The sequence below is a fragment of the Frankia sp. ACN1ag genome (genome assembly GCF_001414035.1).
Classification (GTDB): Bacteria; Actinomycetota; Actinomycetes; order Frankiales; family Frankiaceae; genus Frankia; species Frankia torreyi.
In genome coordinates this window covers 213,962-231,099 of sequence record NZ_LJPA01000002.1, presented here as the reverse complement: position 1 = coordinate 231,099, position 17,138 = coordinate 213,962, and the positions used below count along the sequence as shown (strand labels likewise).

The following is a 17,138-nucleotide window of genomic DNA, read 5'->3' as shown; positions in this document are numbered from 1 at the left end:
CCGCCCGCCCCTCGGGCCGCACCGTCGCCGGACCAGAGCCCGGACCCGATCCGTGAACCGGCGGCGGGAGGTCGTCGACACCGGCAGGAACGGCGTTGGTCATGACCGATCCCCTTGCATCATCCGAACACCCGGATCCGCCGGGCCGGCCCGATCTCGCGGGCCAGCCCGAGCCCACGGGACGCCCGGCGGCCGGTCGGGCCGCGGGATCCGTGCGGCTCGCCTCACCGCGGGGGCTCGCGGCGACCAGCTTCACGCTGCGCGAGGCGCACGTCCTCGACGCGACCGGCCGTTTCGGCGAGCCGCTTGACGTGGCGGTGCGCGACGGCGTCGTGCGGGCCCTCGGACCGCGGCTCGCTGTCGACCCGGACGCCGTCGACGTCGACGCCCGCGGGCTGTGGCTGATGCCCGGCGTCGTCGACTGCCACGCGCATGTGACCCAGTCGACCTACGACCAGTTCGAGCTGGTGACGGCCCCGCTCTCCGCGCGATACCTGCAGACGGCCGACGCGCTGCGGGCGTCGTTGCAGGCTGGCGTCACCTATCTGCGCGACGCCGGCGGCGCCGACGCCGGTGTCCGCGACGCGCTGGTGGCGGGCAGTGTGCCGGGTCCGCGGCTCGCGGTCTGCATCGTCGCGCTGAGCCGTTCCGGGCGCCACGGGGACGGCGGCATCCTCGGCCCCGGGCTGGAGTCCGCCGACGACGTCCTCGGACCCGAGTATCCGGGCCGGCCGCCGCACTCGGTCGTCGGGGCCGGTGGCCTGCCCGCTGCGGTGCGTGGCGTCCTGCGCGCCGGCGCCGACTGGGTGATGATCTACGCCAGCGGTGGGGTGATGTCCGCGCGCCCGGGCAGTCCGGACTTCCAGTTCGGCCGCTCGGAACTGACCGCCGCGGTCGCTGAGGCGGCCCGCTACGGCCNTCCGGTGATGATGCACGCCCTGGGCGAGCGGGCGGTCGAGGCGGCGGTCGCCGCCGGCGCACGTTCCGTCGAGCACGGCCTCGGGCTGAGCGAGCGGGCGGCTGCGGCGATGGCCGCCCGCGGGGTCACGCTGGTGCCGACCCTGACGCCCTACCGTGACCTGGCCGCGCTGGCGACCACCGGCCTGCTGCCGGGCTGGGCGGTGGATCGGGCCGAGGCGACCGCGGCCTCGCTCACCGAGACGATCGCCGTGGCCCGCGCGGCGGGGGTTCCCATCGCGCTGGGCAGCGATGCCCGCCATCGCACCCGCCACGGTGCCAACCTTGCCGAGATCAGCCAGTTGCGACGGGCGGGGCTCACCGCCCCCGAGGCGTTGCTCGCGGCGACCGCCACCGGGGCGAGGCTGTGCGGGGTGGGGGATCGGCTGGGGCGGATCGCCGTCGGCTACACGTTCGACGCGATCCTGCTCGACGAGGATCCGGCGGAGCTGAGGATCTTCGAACGCCCGGACGCGGTCAGCGGCGTGTTCCTCGGTGGCCGCCCGGTACTGGCACATCCGCGGCTGCCCGCCTCGATGACGGCCTCGGCTGCGCCGCCCGTGCGCCCGGTGCCGGACGGCGCAGACCGCGCCGCCGCCGGCCCGCGGGTGCTCCCGTCGGGGCCCGCCACCGGCTGACCGGGGTGCGACGGCGCGCCGGGACCGTGTGTGCCAGTCACCTGCACCGGAAAGCCAACCGGCCTTCTTCGGACGTAGTTCCCTGTCAAGTTTCCGACTATTTCCGAAGTATTCGGCGGAGGCTGTCCGCCGAGATGCGGATCCGCTTTCGAAAGCTATCGTCGGAGGAGCCCGGCCAGGCAGAAACAGCCGTCTGCCACGGGCTTCCCGGTATGGCGGATGAGCCGTCGCCCGCACCTCGGAGGTGTCCGATGCAGCACGCCGAAATGATCAACGAGAACATGCGGAAAGCTATCGAGGAGTGTATGTCATGCTCTGCGCTGTGTGAGGAGACAATCTCCTACTGCATGGACATGCCCGGCACGATGATGGACGCTGCGGACATGCGGCTCATGATGGACTGCGCGGCGGTCACCAGGACCTGCGCCGACTTGATGTGTCGGATGTCGCCGTTCCACGCCGAGATGTGTGCCATGTGTGCACGGGTCTGTCGTGCCTGCGCCGAGATGTGTGAAAAGATGCCGCGCGACGCCCAGCTCGCCCGCCTTGCCCGGGCCTGCCGGTCCTGCCTGGACAGCTGCAACGCGATGGCGGGTGCCGCTGCCTGACCTGCCCGCGGGTCCGTCGCCGGCCTGTGGCGTCCTCGCGCCGCGTCGCCCTCACCGTTCCCGCTGAGCCTGTGTGACTTCCGTGTTCTCGCATGGCTGTGGTGGACGCGCCGCCCCTGCGTCTCGGATGTCCATCTCGGAGGTCGGAGTCCGTCTCGAGCACGCGACGTGGCGGACTCCGGCGACCCGGCGGTGTCGGTCGTGGTCCCCGGGGCACCTGCGCCCATGTGCTCCAGGCCGGTCTCGCCGCCGGCGGGAGCCGTTTTCGAGCATCACCCCGTCGTCCTCCGGGGCCCAGGCGGAAGCGCTGGGCCCCGGAGGCGGCCGACGGAAACATTCCGGTAGTCAGCATTAAGTATGTTGACATCCGATCGGAGCGCCGCCAGAATCCGACCATGCCTCATCCGGCGCGACGGCCGACCGCTCTGGTCATCCGTGGCCACATCGACTTCCTGCGTGTCGCTTCCGCGGTCTGTCCGGTCCGGGTGCCTCGCTAATCCATCCTTGCCGGCGCGCCGTCAGCGTTTCCCGGCGCCTCACCAGTGCTTCGCCGTCGCGCCATCGCCGCTGCCTCCACAGCCGCGCGGCCTGGCTGCGCCGGTCGGGCTTCCGCAGCCTCGCACGCGCTATTTTCGCCGTGCTGGAGCGCGCCGCCATCCGCGTCCGGACGGCTCTGATCGGAGCATGTTGTGTCCATTCCCCTCTCGTCGCCTCCCTCCCATCCGCGTCCGCGTGGCTACGTCGGCGGTCCTGGTTCCCGCTACTGGCCGAGCAGCGATCNGACCCGGCGTGCGGGGGCGAACGTGGTCCTCCTTCCCGGCCGTGGGGAATCCGCCGAAATTTTCGAGCACCTTGCCTTTCGGCTGGCACTCGACGGCTACCAGGTGACGTTTCTCGACCATGGGAGGGACAGCGTCCTCGCCCTGGGAGAGGCGCGCGAACCGGGACTTCCGTTCGTTCTACTCGGCTCGGACAGCGGCGCCCTACGTGCGCTGGTCGGGGCCGCGTCGCCCGCCGTTCGCCCGGACGCGCTCATCCTGGTGGACCTGCCGCTGCTGCACCGCGCGGTCGCCGGAGAGCCGCCGGACCAGCCGATCCCACGGTCGCTTCCGGACCTGCCCATCCTGCTGCTGCATGGCGAGGATGACCGGGTGACTCCGTTTCCGCTTGTTCGTATGGCGACGCGGACCGCCCGCGGGGCCAGGCTCGCGTCCCTGCCCGGTGGCCGGGGCGTGCTGTCCGGCCCGGGCCGCCGCGCCGCCGGCGCGCACATCCTGCTCTTCCTGGAGAACCTGCGGACGCGGCGGCCGGCCCCCGCGCCGCGGTCCGCCTCGCCAGCCTGACCGCACCGCACGCGTCCTGACTCGCCGGGCGGCGCGCCGGTTCCCGCGTCGCCCGGTGGCCCCTCGCCCTCTCGTGGCCCCTCGCCCTCTCGTGGCCCCTTGCCGTCCGGTTCGTCGGGTCGTCTCGCCGCCCGTTCACCGCCGAGGTCGTTCGTTTGTCGCCCCGCCGCCGTGAGTCTTGAATCCGGCGCTGCCGGTCCGGCGTCGGCGTGGGTTCCGGTGCTGCCACCGCGGTGCGTCCCACGCGGCGGGTGGTGCCGCGTGGGGTCCTTCCGGCCCTCGGTCCCGGCCTCCTCCTCCGATCGCGTCCCATCTTGCCCGGGGCAGACCGGGGCGTACCTCCGACATCCGATGATCCTTTTCATCGTCCGAAGGTTCGGTTGATGTCCGAGTGTTGCGGTCTCGCAGCACTATGCACGCACGGTGACGGACGCGCGCCGAAATTCGTGCATAACTAGTACTTGTCACTACGGTACGTAGTTCGCTACGGTTGCCGGGCACTAGTTGCTCCGGGCCGACGCCGAGTTCTGCCCACGGTCCGGGGTCCCTCCAAGACAGCTTGGGCAGAAGCGGGGGAACCAGGTTCCTCCGGGTGGCCCCGTCACGGCCGCCCTCGGGGTTAAGTCGCCTCCACGGAGACGACCGGGCTCCCCGGCCCGAACCCGACAGCTAACCTCGCAGGCGTACGGGAAGGATTCGACGTTGCCTGTGTATCGGGAACGCTCGGCTGCGGTCTCGATGACCGCCCTGGCGACCTGCGCTTTCTATGACGCGCCCTCGCCACGATGGGCGCCGTTCTCGCCCTGACGCAGCCGCGGGAACGTGCCATCGGCCGGTGCTCGCGGGCCGAACATGCGCGCGCATGGCATTACCGGCCCGCCTGACGGACCGCACGGGTCGCCGTCGGCGGTCGGCCGCGATCCCCGGACCGCCCGCATCGGGCGGCCAGGCGTGATGCGGCCGTCGCGCTGATCGGGCTGGAACTCTCACCAATCTCGGAGCTCGCCCCCGCCGTTTCTTTGCGCCGTTTGGCCGGGTGCAGCTTCGAAACCAGATAGTCCGTGCTGCCCTTATCTGGTGAGTGAGAACCGCTCCCCTCCGTTGAGCGGAAGCCATCACCGATTCCACACCTGTGTTCGACGACACCGAAATGAGATGTCAAAGAATGGCTAAGGGAAAGCATCGGAAGCGTTCCACCCGGCACCGTGGCGCCGTCATCGCCGCCGCCGGCGTGATCGGTGCCGGAGCCAGCATGCTCGCCACCGCGAGCCCGGCGAGCGCCGCCACCGGCTCCGTCTCGGACGTGACGATCGCCAGCGCGGCGGCGAATGCGGGCCTCGCCGGCTGCCGCGGCGTCCCGCTGTCCACCTGGGTGGCGGTCGCTCTCGCCGAGTCCGGCGGCAACACCTTCGCCCACGCCACGGTCGGTGAGGACTCCCGCGGACTCTGGCAGATCAACATGCGTGCGCACGCCGGCTGGGTGGGCAGCCGCAACCTCTACGACCCCGCCACCAACGCCTGGGCGGCGAAGCGAGTCTGCGACAGCCAGGGCCCCGCGGCCTGGACCACGTACGCCCGCGGCATGCACAACCGGTTCCTGGGGCGTGGCCAGGCCGCGGCGGCCGCCGTCTCCGGCGGCGTGAGCGTCCGCACCGTCTCCTACGCCGCGCCCGCGGCGCCCGCGCCCGCGGCGCCCGCGCCCGCGTCGGCGTTCCCGACCGGGTATCCGTCGCTCGCCACCGGCATCGGCTACCGGCAGGACGTCCAGCAGGTTCAGCGGAAGCTGGCCAACCTCGGTTACCCGATCCAGGTCGACGGCCAGTTTGGCTACCAGACGAACCACATGGTCAAGGACTACCAGCTCAAGCACGGTCTGCTGGTGGATGGCGTCGTCGGGCCCCAGACCCGCGCCAGCCTCGGCATCTGAGGAATCGCAGGGCGGCCGCGGCGCCGCCGGGTGACGCTCCCGAGCCTCACCCGGCGGCGCTGTCGTGTGTGGCAGCCGGGCGTCGTCGCATCCCGCGGCGAGGACGCATCCCGCCGCGAGGACGCATCTCGCCGGAGGAGAGGACTATCCGCCGGTCGAACGGGGTATTCCCTGCACCGGCCCAGACGGGGCCGCCGGTCCCCGGGCGAGGTGTGGAACGGGGCCCGATCAGCGAGGATCTCCGACCGACGAGGATCATCATGGTCGACGAGCTCGGAACCGTTGCGGGCCCGATCGCCCGTCCCGGCGTCCGGACTCCCGGCGAACCAGGTCACGGCTCCCGGTGGTCCGGCTCCGCGGCGGCGGCGCCCGGGCCCGGGTCCGGTGTCGTGTTTGCCGTGCTGGGCCCGCTTGAGGTCTGGCGTGGGCCGGGGGAGCGNGTCCGCATCGACCAGCGCAAGAAGCGGGCGCTGCTGCTCACGCTGCTTCTGCACGCCGGACGGTGGACCTCGGTGGAAGAGATGTGTCTGGCGCTCTGGCAGGACGATGCGCCCAGGTCTGCCCTCGGCAACATCAAGACCTACCTGTCCGAACTGCGGCACACGCTGCCCACGCCGGTCGGGGATCCGGCCGTGCCGGCGTCGATCAGGGCGGTGGGCCCGCGGGCCGCGGTCCTTCGCCGACCGGCCGGCCCCGGACGCATCGAGAGTCGCCCAGGGGAGTATCGCCTGATCGTCGCCCCCGACGAGATCGACGTCGTCCGCTTCGAGCAGGCAGTCGAACGCGGCCGGGTCGCGGCCCGCGCCGACGCGCCTGCCCAGGCCGCCGAGCTGCTGGAGCAGGCGCTCGGATGGTGGCGCGGAAGCGCGTTCGACGAGTTGCCGGCCGAGGTCGGTGGCGCCGAGAGCCTCCGCTTGGAGGAGGCCCGGTGGTCGGCCCGCGAGGCGCTGATAGACGCGCGCCTCGCACTCGGTGAGCACGACCAGGTGCTTCCGGCGTTGCGCGCGCTCGCCGTGGAGTACCCGACCCGCGAGCGTCTCTGGGCGCAGCTCCTCGTCGCCCTGGAGCGCAGCGGTCGCCGGGCCGAGGCGCTGCGTGAGTACCGCGGCCTGTACCGGCGGATGGTCACCGAGCTCGGGATCGAACCCGGTGCGGAGCTGCGCCGGGTCCATCAGGAGGTTCTGGACCCGGAGCGCGGCTGGCCGCGGTCCTCCTCGGAGCCGACGGGCATGCCGGCACCGCTGAACCGCCACTGAACGTCCCGCGGGAATCCCCTTGGGCGTGGGACCGCTCCGTCCGGTCCGCTGATCTGCGGTAGCGCTCGCAGGAGCGGGGCCGGCCCATCCGCCGGGAGGCGGGACACCTTTTGGATGCCGACCGTCGCGCGGCGGACTTTGCCTTCTGCCCGCCACGCGGAGGAACGCGAACAGGGAGGGCACCCATGACGGCGACCTGTCCCAGCGCCTGGCGGCGGCCGGTTGATCTGCGGCAGCGGCCCCGGGCCGGGAGCGCGATCGCGCCGGTGGCGGATTCGATGCTGGCGGGCTTCTCCACTGAGCCCCTGGGGCTGTGGTGACCACGCCCATCACGGCTCGGCGGCCGGGCCACGACGCCCGGCTCGCGTCACCCCGGCCGAGCTGCTGGTTTGTCGCCCTGTCGGACCGGGATCCGGTGGTGCTGCCTGCCGCGGTCCGTCGGGTGCTGCGATACCCCTCGGGGCGGCCGTGGCTCGTCGGCGACTGGCCGGACGACGCGATGGTCAGCGCGGCGACCCATCGTGCCCGGATAGCACTGGTCGGCCGAGTCGAGGCGAATTCCAGCCAGCTCCTACGCCTGCTGATGGCCGCCCGGGATGTGCATTCCCTCGACGTCGCGCGCGCCGTGGCCGGGGACTACCACGTCATCGCCGAGATCAACGGGCAGTGCAGGCTCCAGGGCAGCCCGACCGGCACGCGGCGGATCTTCACCGCGTTGTCCGGGGGGCAGCACGTCGCCGCGGACCGCGCCGACGTCCTGGCCGAGCTGGCCGGCAGTGAGCTGGACCGCACGGCGCTGGCCCTGTCGCTGCTTGATCCATTCCCGCCATATCCGCTTGACGACCTCGTCCCGTGGGAGTCGGTCGAGACCGTGCCACCCGACCACTACCTGTTCCTGGATCGTGATGGACGGGTCGAGCGGATGCGCTGGTGGCGGCAGCCGGCGTCGGTGCGTTCGCGGGCCGAGGGCGCGCCGATCCTGCGAGCGGCCCTCGCCGAGGCGGTGTCCGTGCGGGTGGCAGCGGGACGCACCGTCAGCGCCGACCTGTCCGGCGGGCTGGCTTCGACCGCCGTGTGCTGCCTGGCGGCCCGCGGCCCCGCCGACATCGTCGCGGTCACCCGGATCGCCCAGGACCCCGATGGCAACGATGCACGCTGGTCAGCCGACGCGGCGGTCTCGCTGCCTGGTGTCGCTCGGGAGATTCTGCCCGCAAGCGAGCTCCCGCTTGTCTTCGACGGCATCGCCTCCGCCGATGAGGCGCTCGACCGTCCCTTCGTCGGCCTCGTGGATCGGGCGAGGATGCGGGCGGGCCTCGACCGCGTCGCTCTCTACGGTCCTCGCCTGCACCTGACCGGCTTCGGCGGTGAGCAGGTCGCGCAGGGGGCGCCGAACTACCTGTCTCGACTGGCTCGCCGACGGCCCTGGACCACGTTGCAGCACCTGCGCGGCTTCCGTGCCCGGGAGGGCTGGCCGTGGGCCGCGAGCCTGCGGATGATGCGCCGTCGGGACTACCGCGACTGCCTGTTCGACCTGGCCCGGGCCCTCGACCAGGCTCCGCTCGGGGGAGGCCCCGCGCGGCCCGAGTCCCCCCATGCGGCGGCGGCCCTGGACTGGACGCTGCCGCCGATCGTCCCGGGCTGGCTGACCCGCGCCGCCCTGAGGCTCATCGCCGAGGCCGTCGCCGACGTGGCTCGCCGAGACGCCCCCCTGGCGCCGACGCGGGACGGACACGCCGACCTGTTCGCGATCCGGGCCGCCGCGTCCGCCTTCCGGCTGTTCGATCAGATGGCCAGCCCGGTCGGCCCGCCGCTGAGCGCGCCGTTTCTCGACGACCGGGTCGTCCGCGCCGCGCTCGCCGTCCGGGCGGAGGAGCGCGCCTCTCCCTGGGAAAACGAGCCGCTGCTCAAGGAGGCGATGCGGCAGGTGGTACCGGCGAACTGCCTGCTTCAAAAGATCTCTGGCGGCGCCGACGCCGAGCAGGGCCGGGGGTTGCCTGCGAATCGTGGCGTTCTGGTCGGGCTGTGCGAGGACTCGCCGCTGGCCGACCTCGGACTCATCGAGCCGGAGGCGCTCCGGGAGGCGTGCCGGCAAGGGGCCGCGACGGACCGCCGGCTCCAGGCCCTCCGACCGACCTTCGCGGCCGACGCGTGGCTACGTACCCTCGCCGGCCGCTGCGGCTGAGCGCAGGCGGGTCGCGGGCGCCCCGGCGCCGGCACGGATGGCCTGGGAGATCTGCCGAAGATCGACGGACCAGCGGGAGTGGACATGGTGATGTTGCGATCCGACGTGGTGCGGGCGCCGACCGAGTACGGTGCCGTGCTTCTGCACACCGAAGACGGGCGGTACTGGACGCTCAACCCCTCGGGTGATCTAATTCTCCGCGTCCTGTTGGACGGGGGAGACGTCGCCGCCGCCGTGCGGGAGCTGTGCACGACCGTAGAGGTCGATCCGCAGGTCGCGCGCCGCGATGTCGAGGGTCTGCTGGCCCAGCTCGCCGACGTCGGCCTGATCGAGCCGGAGTCCGAGGCTCGCTGGTCGCCCGAGGTCGAGGCGGGATGCCCCGGCAACGATGCGGGCAGGCCGGAGGCACGGCGGTGACGGCGCCGATGGTGGTCGAACGATCGGAGATCGCACTGCGCCCCGGGCGTCGACTGGGGGCGATGGCCGCGGTCGGGGCGGCACGGCTGCTCGCTACTCAGTCGCCGGCACGCATCCGTCGGGTGCTGGGCCGGCTTGGCGAGGGCGCTCGGCCGGCGGACTACGCCAGCGCGCTCGCCGCACGCCAGGCGGTGATGGCCGTGAGCCTCACCTGTCGGGAGGAACGAGGCTGCGTTCCCCGTTCGATCGCCACCACCCTGCTGTGCCGGATGACAGGCAGCGTGCCGACCTGGTGCGTCGGGGTGCGAACCGTCGCGCCGTTCGCCGCGCATGCGTGGGTCGAAGCGGACGGTGTGATCGTCGGTGAGTCGGTGCCGCCCGGATACCTGCGTGCGCTGCTCGCCGTCGGGCCGGGGACCGAACCGTGGTGAGGGGGCTGGCCGAGCTCTGGGCGTTGTTGCGTGGGCACGGACGGCCCGTGGTGATCGCCACGGTGCTGACCGTGATCGGTACCGGCGTCGGAGTGCTCCAACCACTGCTCGTGATGAGGGTGATCGACGCCGCGCAGGCCGGTGGTATCCCGTTGTGGCTGGTCGGGTCGCTTCTGGGTCTGTTCGTCTGCCAGGCGATCATTGACACCGTCGGGCACTACCTGCTGGAACGAGCCGGTCAGGGGATCCTGCTCGGCCTGCGCCGACGGCTGATCGGCCATCTGCTGGNGCTGCGGGTGCAGATCTTCGACACCCGTCGGATCGGGGACCTCATCTCGCGGGCGAACACGGACACCACTGTGGTTCGGGAGGCGGTGGCCTACAGCTTCACCTCGCTCGTCACCAGCCTGATCGGGGTGGCCGGCGCCGTCGCCCTGATGGTGTGGCTCAATCCGTGGCTGTTCCTGCTCGTCCTCGCAGTGGTCGCGGTGGCCGGGGTGGTGGTCCTCGGTGCGCTGTCTCGCATCCGAGCGGTGTCCGAGCGTGGGCAGGCGAGCGTGGGAGGCATGACCGCGGACCTGGAACGGGCCTTGGTCGCGATCCGTACCGTGCGGGCGAACCGGGCCGAGGCCCGCGAGGCCGAGCGAATAGGCGATCACGCCTCCGCCGCTTACCAGGCAGGTATCCGCATGGCAAAGCTGGACTCGATCATTGCGCCCGCCATGCAACTGGCCGTGCAGGGCAGCGTCCTGGCCGTCCTGCTGGCCGGTGGGGTGCTGGTGGCTCGGGGCTCGGTCTCGCTCGGCAGCCTCGTCGCCTTCCTCCTCTACGCGACCTACCTGGTCATGCCGTTGTCTCAGCTCATCGAATCCGCCGCCACGATCCAGCGCGGGCTCGGGGCGCTCGCGCGGGTCAACGCCGTGTTCGCACTGCCGCGGGAGGACGACGACACCGTGTTGCGCGGTCCGCTGCGCACGATCGCGACCGCCTGGCCCGCCGGGTTGACACCGCCCGCCGTGGCCCTGCTCGCGCAGGGGGCGTCGGGGCAGGCTCAGGTCACGTGCTGCCCCTCGCCGGAGCAGGCGGCCGGAGCGGCTGGAGGGTCTGGAACGGCTGGAGGGGCTGGAGGGGAACGGCCCGCGGTGGCCGCAGCGCGGGGGACGGTGGGTGAGGGCGACCGGGCGGCGGCGATCGAGCTGCGAGAGGTGCATTTTGCCTACACCACGACGCCGGTGCTGCGTGGAGTGTCGTTCCAGGTGCCCCGGCGGGGCCACGTCGCGCTGGTCGGAGCCTCGGGAGCTGGCAAGTCGACCGTTCTCGAACTCGTGGAGCGGTTCTACGATCCGGACGAGGGGCAGATCCTTTTCGCGGGCCGAAATGTCCGTTCCATCTCCCGCAGCAGTGCCCGGACCTGGGTGAACCTGGTTGAACAGAACACGCCGGTGCTGCACGGCACCCTGCGGGACAACATCGTTTACGCGATGCCGGACGCGGCCGAGGACGAGATTGCGCAGGTGGTGGCGACGGCTGGATTGAGGGACCTCGTCAACCGGCTGCCTGATGGGCTGCACACCGCGGTAGGCGATCACGGCGTGCTGCTCTCCGGCGGCGAGCGGCAGCGGGTGGCGATCGCCCGTGCGCTGCTGCCGAACCCCGCCGTACTGCTGTTGGACGAGCCGACCTCGCAGCTCGATGCCGTCAACGAGCGTGTGCTGACCCAGGCGATGCGCCGGATCGCCGCCGAGCGCGCCCTGCTCGTCATCGCGCACCGCATCTCGACGGTCCGGGCGGCCGACCGCATCATCGTGCTGGACGAGGGCCGGGTGATCGCGGAGGGCACCCACGACGAGCTGATGGCGACCAGTGCGTTCTATCGGGGGCTCGCCACAGCCCCGCCGGCGCGGCCTGCGGGAGCGGCGGGAGACCGGACCGCGCGCGACGAGCAGCGGCGGCCGCCGGCAGGTCCGTTCGGACCGCCGCCGACGGAAGGCGGTGACAGCCACCCGGGGTCACTCAGTCCGCTGGGGCGCCGTCGGGCAGGGCGTCGTGCCGTCGTGGGGTGAACGGGCCGGGCATCCCTCCTCGGAACCCCGTCCCTGCTCCACCCGGCCTCGATCTCACCAGTGCCGCTATCGCGCCGCCGGAGGGGCCAGGGCGGACTTGCGGACCTTGCCCATGGGATTGCGAGGTAGCTCGGTGACGAAGTGGATCTCTCGAGGCCGCTTGTGGACGGACAGTTCCCGGGCCACGAAGTCGGTGAGGTCTCCGGCCGCAGACCTGCTGCTCCTCCCGCCATCGAGCAGATCGGGGGCGACAACGAAGGCGGCGATCCGCTGGCCGAGATCGTCGTCGGGGAGGCCGATGACGGCGGCCTCCCGCACCTCCGGATGGGCCAGGAGCGCCGCCTCCACCTCACCCGCGCCTATGCGATATCCCCCGGACTTGATGAGGTCGGTCGACCGCCGTCCGACGATCCGGTGGTGCCCGTCCGGCGCGATCACCGCAGCGTCACCGGTACGGAACCAGCCATCGGTCGTGAAGGTGTCGGCGGTGACCTCCGGGCTGCCCAGGTAGCCCCCGTACAGGGTCGGCCCCTGGACCTGCAACTCGCCGATGCTCTGCCCGTCGGCCGGCAGCGGAGCGCCGGTCTCGTCGTCGACGAGCCTGGTGCGTACGTCCTTCAGCGGCGGGCCTACCCAGCCGGCGCGGCGCTCGCCATCGGCGCGGCTGCTCGTCGTGATCAGCGTCTCGGTCATCCCGTATCGCTCTATGGGTGCCAGGCCGGTGAGCGTGGCGAGCCGATTCAGAATCGGCGTCGGCAGGGGTGCACTGCCGGAGACGAGCAGCCGAGCCGTGGCCAGGGCCCGGGCGCTGACCGGGTCGTCGCAGACCCGGGACCAGACGGTCGGCACGCCGAAGTACAGGCTGCCACCGGCCGCCGCATACGCGGTCGGTGTCGGCCGGACGGTGTGGACCAGTCGGCTGCCGACCCGCAGCGCGCCGAGAACACCCAGGACGAGTCCGTGCACGTGGAACAGCGGCAGCCCGTGCACGAGGGTGTCTTCCGGGGTCCAGGCCCATGCCTCGGCGAGGGCGTCGAGGTCGGCGGCGATGGCCGCGGCGGGCACCATCACGCCTTTGGGTGCTCCGGTCGTGCCGGAGGTGTACAGGATGAGCGCGGGCGGGGCGGTCGTGATCCCGACCGGTTCATCGACGCTCGCTGCGCTCGCGGGCGCCCTGTTCGTGGCGGACGCCCTGTTCGTGGCGGACGGCAACGCCGTGCGGGCGGTGGGATCGACAGGCACCACCGGGATTGCCAGGTCGTCCCAGTCCGGGCTGCCGAGCAGCAGCTCGGCGCGCGAGTCCCGCAGGATGTGGCCGCGCTCCCGCGGCCCGGAATCCGGTGGCACCGGGACCGCGGGCACCCCGGCGAGCAGACATCCGACGACGGACACGACAGTGGCCATCGAGGCCTCGGCGTGCACCGCGACGGTCCCGGCTCCCGCGACGCGACCGGCGACGGTCGCTGCGGCCCCCAGCAGCTCGGCCCGGGAGAGGACCACATCCCCGACCTGCACGGCAGGAGCATCGTGATCGACGTCCAGGGGTGGGAACAGCAGCGTCACGTCCGGATCCTCTCGCCGCATCGGGAACCGCAGTCCGCGTCTCAGAGCTGTGGACATTTGGAGCTGTGGACATTCAGAGCTGTGGGCATTCAGGGCTGCGGGCATCTCTGGGGCTGTGGGCATGGTCCCGGNGGCTTACCGCGATGGCTACCCCCCACGACGGTACGGGCTGTCGCGGTGGCGGAGCCCACGGTTTGTCAGACCTGGAGGCCGGGCCGCAGCCGGTGCTGATCCGGCACACGCAGCCGGCTTCGTGGTCCGGTCGACCCGTGGGCCTGTGGTCCGGCGCGGGACTACGCTGGCGTGCTGTGTCAGATCCAGCGTCGGTGTCGGGTTCGGTGTCGGGTCTGGTGTCGGAGTCCGAGCCCTCGTCCGACCCGAGGTCCGCGGATCCGTGTGTATCAGCGCGGGTGACCGTCGTCGGTGTGGGCGCGGACGGCTGGACCGGCCTGTCCACGGCGGCGCGTGACGCCGTCCGCTGCGCCGACGTTCTGCTAGGGGCGCAGCGACAGCTCGATCTCATCCCGGAACGGGCCGGTGGGCACCGGATCACCGCGCGCAGGGTGACCTGGCCGTCGCCGCTGCTGCCAGCCCTCGCCGACCTGCTCGCGGAGCACGGCATACCGGTGGCCGGGACGAGCGGCGTCGACGCAGACACGGGCGCACAGCCCGGCGGCGATCCCCGGCGTCCCGCGGCGCGAAGCTCGAACCCTGTCGGCGACGTCTGCGTCCTCGCCAGTGGCGATCCGATGTTCCACGGGATCGGCACCACGCTCGTTCGCCTGCTCGGGGCGGATCGGGTACGGGTGTTCACCCATCCCTCGTCGGTGTCCCTGGCCTGCGCCCGTCTGGGTTGGGCCATGGACGGGGTCGACGTCGTGAGCGCGGTGGGCCGCCCGTTGGCTCAGGTACACGCCGCGCTCGCGCCGCATCGCCGACTACTGGTTCTCAGCGCTGACGGGACCACGCCCCTCGCGCTCGCTGATCTGCTGGTCGACCGCGGCTACGGCGCGAGCCCGATGACGGTGCTGGAACGGCTCGGTGCGGCCGACGAGGCTCAGCAGCGGGCGACCGCCCATGAATGGGCGGTCGCGTCTGCCGTCTGGCGCGACGCCGCCTCTTCCCACCAAGGCAGCACGGTAGGCAGCCCACTAGGCAGCAGGGACGACAGCCCGCCGGGGCCGAGCAGCGAGCCGACGGTGCGGGCACTGCGCCCCCCGGCCGACCTCAACGTGGCCGCCGTCGAGCCGTGCCCCGGGCCCGGGGCCGCCCACCGGCCGCGCTCACCCGGGTTGCCCGACGACGCGTTCGAGCACGATGGTCAGATCACCAAACGTGAAATCCGGGCGGTCACCCTGGCCAGGCTCGGTCCTGTTCCCGGCGAGCTGCTGTGGGACGTGGGGGCGGGCTCCGGCAGCATCGCCATCGAGTGGATGCGCGCCCATGCCACCTGCCGGGCGATCGCCATCGAGCCCCGCGTCGATCGAGCGGAGCGTATCCGTCGTAATGCCACGAGTCTGGGAGTGCCCGGGCTGCAGGTCGTCGCGGGCCGGGCCCCGCAGGTCCTGGCGGGGCTGCCGGCACCCGATGCGGTCTTCGTCGGTGGCGGTGTCACGGCTGTTGGGCTGCTCGAAGCCTGCTGGGCGGCGCTGCGAGGCCGCGGCCGGCTCGTCGTCAACGCGGTGACCCTCGAGTCCGAGGCGGTGCTCGCGGCCTGGTACGCACGGCGGGGCGGGGACCTGATCCGTCTGTCGGTAAGCCGAGCGTCACCGGTCGGTGGCTTCACCGGGTGGCGCTCGGCCATGCCGGTCACCCAGTGGACGGTCTGGCCGGGTGACCACGCCGCGGACAGCGGCTGCTGATCAGCCGAGCAGATCCAGGACGCAGCGGTCGGCCGGCCCTCCCGGTATCGCGTGATCGGGTGCAGTCAGGTGCAGCCGCCAGTGGCGGTCGGCGCCCGCCGCATCGCCGATCTCGACGAGGTCGACAAGTGTGGCGTGGATCTGCCGGGTGGCATCGACGCTCAGCCGATTGTCGGTCGCCCGGTCGACGGCCGCCGTCGGCGCGGGCGATGCGTCGGGACTCGCGCCGACGGCCGCGTGCCCGTGCTGGGCGTTGGTCAACTCGACGAGATGTTGCAGCATGCCGGTGACCACGGACAGGGACTTGTTGCCGGTGAGCTCGACCACGGCCAGGTGAAAGGCAGCCTGCGCCGCCGCGAGCGCGGCCGGATCGTCGGCGACCTCGTCGGCCTCGGCGAGGATGCCGCGCAGGACCGACACGTCTGCCGGACTGTGCCGCTCGGCGAGCAGCGCCGCGCACGGTGGCTCGATGACGGCGCTGGCCTGATGAACGTCGCCCAGGGTGGCGCCGCGATGTTCGAGGACGAGGCCGGCATAGCGGGCGGCAACCGTTGGACTCGGGAGGTGAACCCGTGCCCCGCCATGGGCCCCGCGGCGCACCGAGATCAGCGCCTCCGCCTCGAGGACCCGAAAGGCCTCGCGCAGGGTGGGCCGGGAGACGCCGAACTGCGTCATCAGGGTGGGTTCGGGGGGAAGCGCATCACCCTCGGTGAGTTCGCCGCGGATGATCCTCCGTCGTAGTTGGCTGGCAACCAGCTCCGCGGTCTTGGGGACACGGACCCGCCGGCCCACCGGTGCCGCGCTCACCGGGACCGAACCGGTGGGCGGAGGAACTCGCGCGATCGGATCGTCGTCGGCCGGGCGGGAGCCCGGTGGCTCGGTCGCCGCCTGGCCGCCGACCGGTGCGGATGGTGCCTGCGATGAGCCTGGGCGGGATGCCGCCGGGGCGGCTGGCCGGGCCATGAGCGGTCCTCCTGCGAAGGCGCGCGTCGGTCGCCGATCGGTGATCGTCGAGTATCAGTGGACTGTGCGGGCTGTTTATGTTAACAGACGCCTTTCGCCCGGATTGCCGGGCGATCGCCGGCGAGGTTGTGGCTGCGGTTGTCGGAGGGACGTGTCCGGCTTCGGTCTGCAGATGGTCGCCCGGCTGCTCGAAGGTGATATCCCTCTCGCGCGGCGGTGAATACAACGAGCGCCCCGACGAGTCCGGCTGTGGTACGTGTGGTCCATGGGCATCGTCTCGCCGGGCTTTCACGGCCGCCGGCGGTCTGGTCGTCCCCGCCTTCCACCAGGTCAGTACCTGGAAAAAGGGTTCCCGGTCCTCTCCGCGGGGCCGACTCCGCGGGTGGCGCGCGACCAGTGGGAGTTCGTGATCACCAACGAGGTCGGACGCCGGTATTGCTGGAGCTGGCCGGAGTTTCTGGCCCTGCCGAGCGAGACGCCGACGGTCGACATCCACTGTGTCACCCAGTGGTCCAAGCTGGACACGGTGTGGCAGGGCGTCTCGCTGGACGTGTTGCTCGCCGATGTCGAGACCTCGGCGGACTTCGCCGTCGCCTACTCCTACGGTGGCTACACCACCAATCTGCCGCTCGACGATCTGTTGGACGGGCGGGCCTGGATCGTCCATCGCTGTGATGGCGACGACCTGGCCCCCGAGCATGGTGGCCCGGCTCGCCTGCTCGTGCCCCACCTGTATTTCTGGAAGTCCGCCAAGTGGGTCCGCGGCATCCGTCTCCTGCCCGAGGACGAGCCGGGCTTCTGGGAGGCCGCCGGATATCACGAGCGCGGTGATCCCTGGCTCGAACAGAGGTACCGCGGCGACTGACGGATCTGCGGGGGATCGGTCGTCCCGGTGACGGTCGACGGGGGTAGCGCAGGGCAGAAAGGC

Annotated in this window: 12 protein-coding genes, 2 pseudogenes and 1 riboswitch; of the genes and pseudogenes, 12 read left to right on the top strand and 2 right to left on the bottom strand. The window is 72.1% G+C overall.

Annotated features, from left to right (window positions below):
* Positions 1-101: 101 nt before the first annotated feature.
* The 10 genes and pseudogenes from UK82_RS41935 to UK82_RS02380 form a co-directional block, all read left to right on the top strand.
* Positions 102-918: pseudogene (locus UK82_RS41935) on the top strand (amidohydrolase family protein); the annotation flags it as partial.
* A 1-nt stretch (position 919) separates the two neighbouring features.
* A partial coding sequence (locus UK82_RS35115; protein WP_236705402.1) for an amidohydrolase family protein occupies positions 920-1,595 on the top strand: 676 nt, incomplete at its 5' end.
* Positions 1,596-1,846: 251 nt separating this feature from the next.
* Positions 1,847-2,203, top strand: a complete 357-nt coding sequence (locus tag UK82_RS02415; protein WP_044884502.1) for a four-helix bundle copper-binding protein — start codon at positions 1,847-1,849, stop codon at positions 2,201-2,203.
* A gap of 1,851 nt (positions 2,204-4,054) precedes the next feature.
* Positions 4,055-4,244, top strand: a riboswitch (cyclic di-AMP (ydaO/yuaA leader).
* Positions 4,245-4,711: 467 nt separating this feature from the next.
* A complete protein-coding gene (locus UK82_RS02405) occupies positions 4,712-5,473 on the top strand; it encodes a peptidoglycan-binding protein (protein WP_044884504.1) in 762 nt (253 codons plus the stop codon).
* 440 nt (positions 5,474-5,913) lie between these two features.
* On the top strand, positions 5,914-6,729 hold an 816-nt coding region (locus UK82_RS02400), incomplete at its 5' end, for an AfsR/SARP family transcriptional regulator (RefSeq protein WP_236705401.1).
* Between the two features lie 316 nt (positions 6,730-7,045).
* Positions 7,046-8,911: an asparagine synthase-related protein gene (locus UK82_RS02395; RefSeq protein WP_044884540.1), complete on the top strand. Its 1,866-nt coding sequence runs from the start codon at positions 7,046-7,048 to the stop codon at positions 8,909-8,911.
* Positions 8,912-9,001: 90 nt separating this feature from the next.
* Positions 9,002-9,328, top strand: a complete 327-nt coding sequence (locus UK82_RS02390; protein ID WP_236705400.1) for a lasso peptide biosynthesis PqqD family chaperone — start codon at positions 9,002-9,004, stop codon at positions 9,326-9,328.
* Entirely contained in the window at positions 9,325-9,759 is a 435-nt protein-coding gene (locus UK82_RS02385; RefSeq protein ID WP_044884505.1) for a lasso peptide biosynthesis B2 protein, read from the top strand. Before UK82_RS02390 ends, UK82_RS02385 begins: the two co-directional genes overlap by 4 nt.
* Positions 9,753-10,047, top strand: a pseudogene (locus UK82_RS35110) (ABC transporter ATP-binding protein); the annotation flags it as partial. The gene UK82_RS02385 and the pseudogene UK82_RS35110, both read left to right, overlap by 7 nt.
* Position 10,048: 1 nt before the next feature.
* The coding region (locus UK82_RS02380; RefSeq protein WP_236705399.1) for an ABC transporter ATP-binding protein at positions 10,049-11,822 on the top strand (1,774 nt) is incomplete at its 5' end.
* A 66-nt stretch (positions 11,823-11,888) separates the two neighbouring features.
* Here UK82_RS02380 and UK82_RS02375 read toward each other — a convergent pair.
* A complete protein-coding gene (locus UK82_RS02375; RefSeq protein WP_396230437.1) occupies positions 11,889-13,406 on the bottom strand; it encodes an acyl-CoA synthetase in 1,518 nt (505 codons plus the stop codon).
* A gap of 389 nt (positions 13,407-13,795) precedes the next feature.
* Between UK82_RS02375 and UK82_RS02370 the strand changes: the two genes are divergently transcribed.
* Positions 13,796-15,247: a bifunctional cobalt-precorrin-7 (C(5))-methyltransferase/cobalt-precorrin-6B (C(15))-methyltransferase gene (locus tag UK82_RS02370; protein WP_044884507.1), complete on the top strand. Its 1,452-nt coding sequence runs from the start codon at positions 13,796-13,798 to the stop codon at positions 15,245-15,247.
* Here the strand turns inward: UK82_RS02370 and UK82_RS02365 are convergent, their stop codons facing one another.
* Positions 15,248-16,210, bottom strand: a complete 963-nt coding sequence (locus UK82_RS02365; protein ID WP_152989786.1) for a GntR family transcriptional regulator — start codon at positions 16,208-16,210, stop codon at positions 15,248-15,250. It lies immediately after the preceding gene.
* Positions 16,211-16,475: 265 nt separating this feature from the next.
* Between UK82_RS02365 and UK82_RS02360 the strand changes: the two genes are divergently transcribed.
* Complete coding sequence (locus UK82_RS02360; RefSeq protein ID WP_044884508.1) at positions 16,476-17,075, top strand: sulfite oxidase-like oxidoreductase; 600 nt, start codon at positions 16,476-16,478, stop codon at positions 17,073-17,075.
* Positions 17,076-17,138: the final 63 nt, after the last annotated feature.

What these genes read in the sequence shown, in the direction of transcription:
- UK82_RS02415 (WP_044884502.1), top strand. Translation starts at nt 1,847, where the DNA reads ATGCAGCACGCCGAAATGATCAACGAGAACATGCGGAAAGCTATCGAG.
- UK82_RS02405 (WP_044884504.1), top strand. Translation starts at nt 4,712, where the DNA reads ATGGCTAAGGGAAAGCATCGGAAGCGTTCCACCCGGCACCGTGGCGCC.
- UK82_RS02390 (WP_236705400.1), top strand. Translation starts at nt 9,002, where the DNA reads ATGTTGCGATCCGACGTGGTGCGGGCGCCGACCGAGTACGGTGCCGTG.
- UK82_RS02375 (WP_396230437.1), bottom strand. Translation starts at nt 13,406, where the DNA reads ATGCGGCGAGAGGATCCGGACGTGACGCTGCTGTTCCCACCCCTGGAC.
- UK82_RS02365 (WP_152989786.1), bottom strand. Translation starts at nt 16,210, where the DNA reads ATGGCCCGGCCAGCCGCCCCGGCGGCATCCCGCCCAGGCTCATCGCAG.
- UK82_RS02360 (WP_044884508.1), top strand. Translation starts at nt 16,476, where the DNA reads ATGGGCATCGTCTCGCCGGGCTTTCACGGCCGCCGGCGGTCTGGTCGT.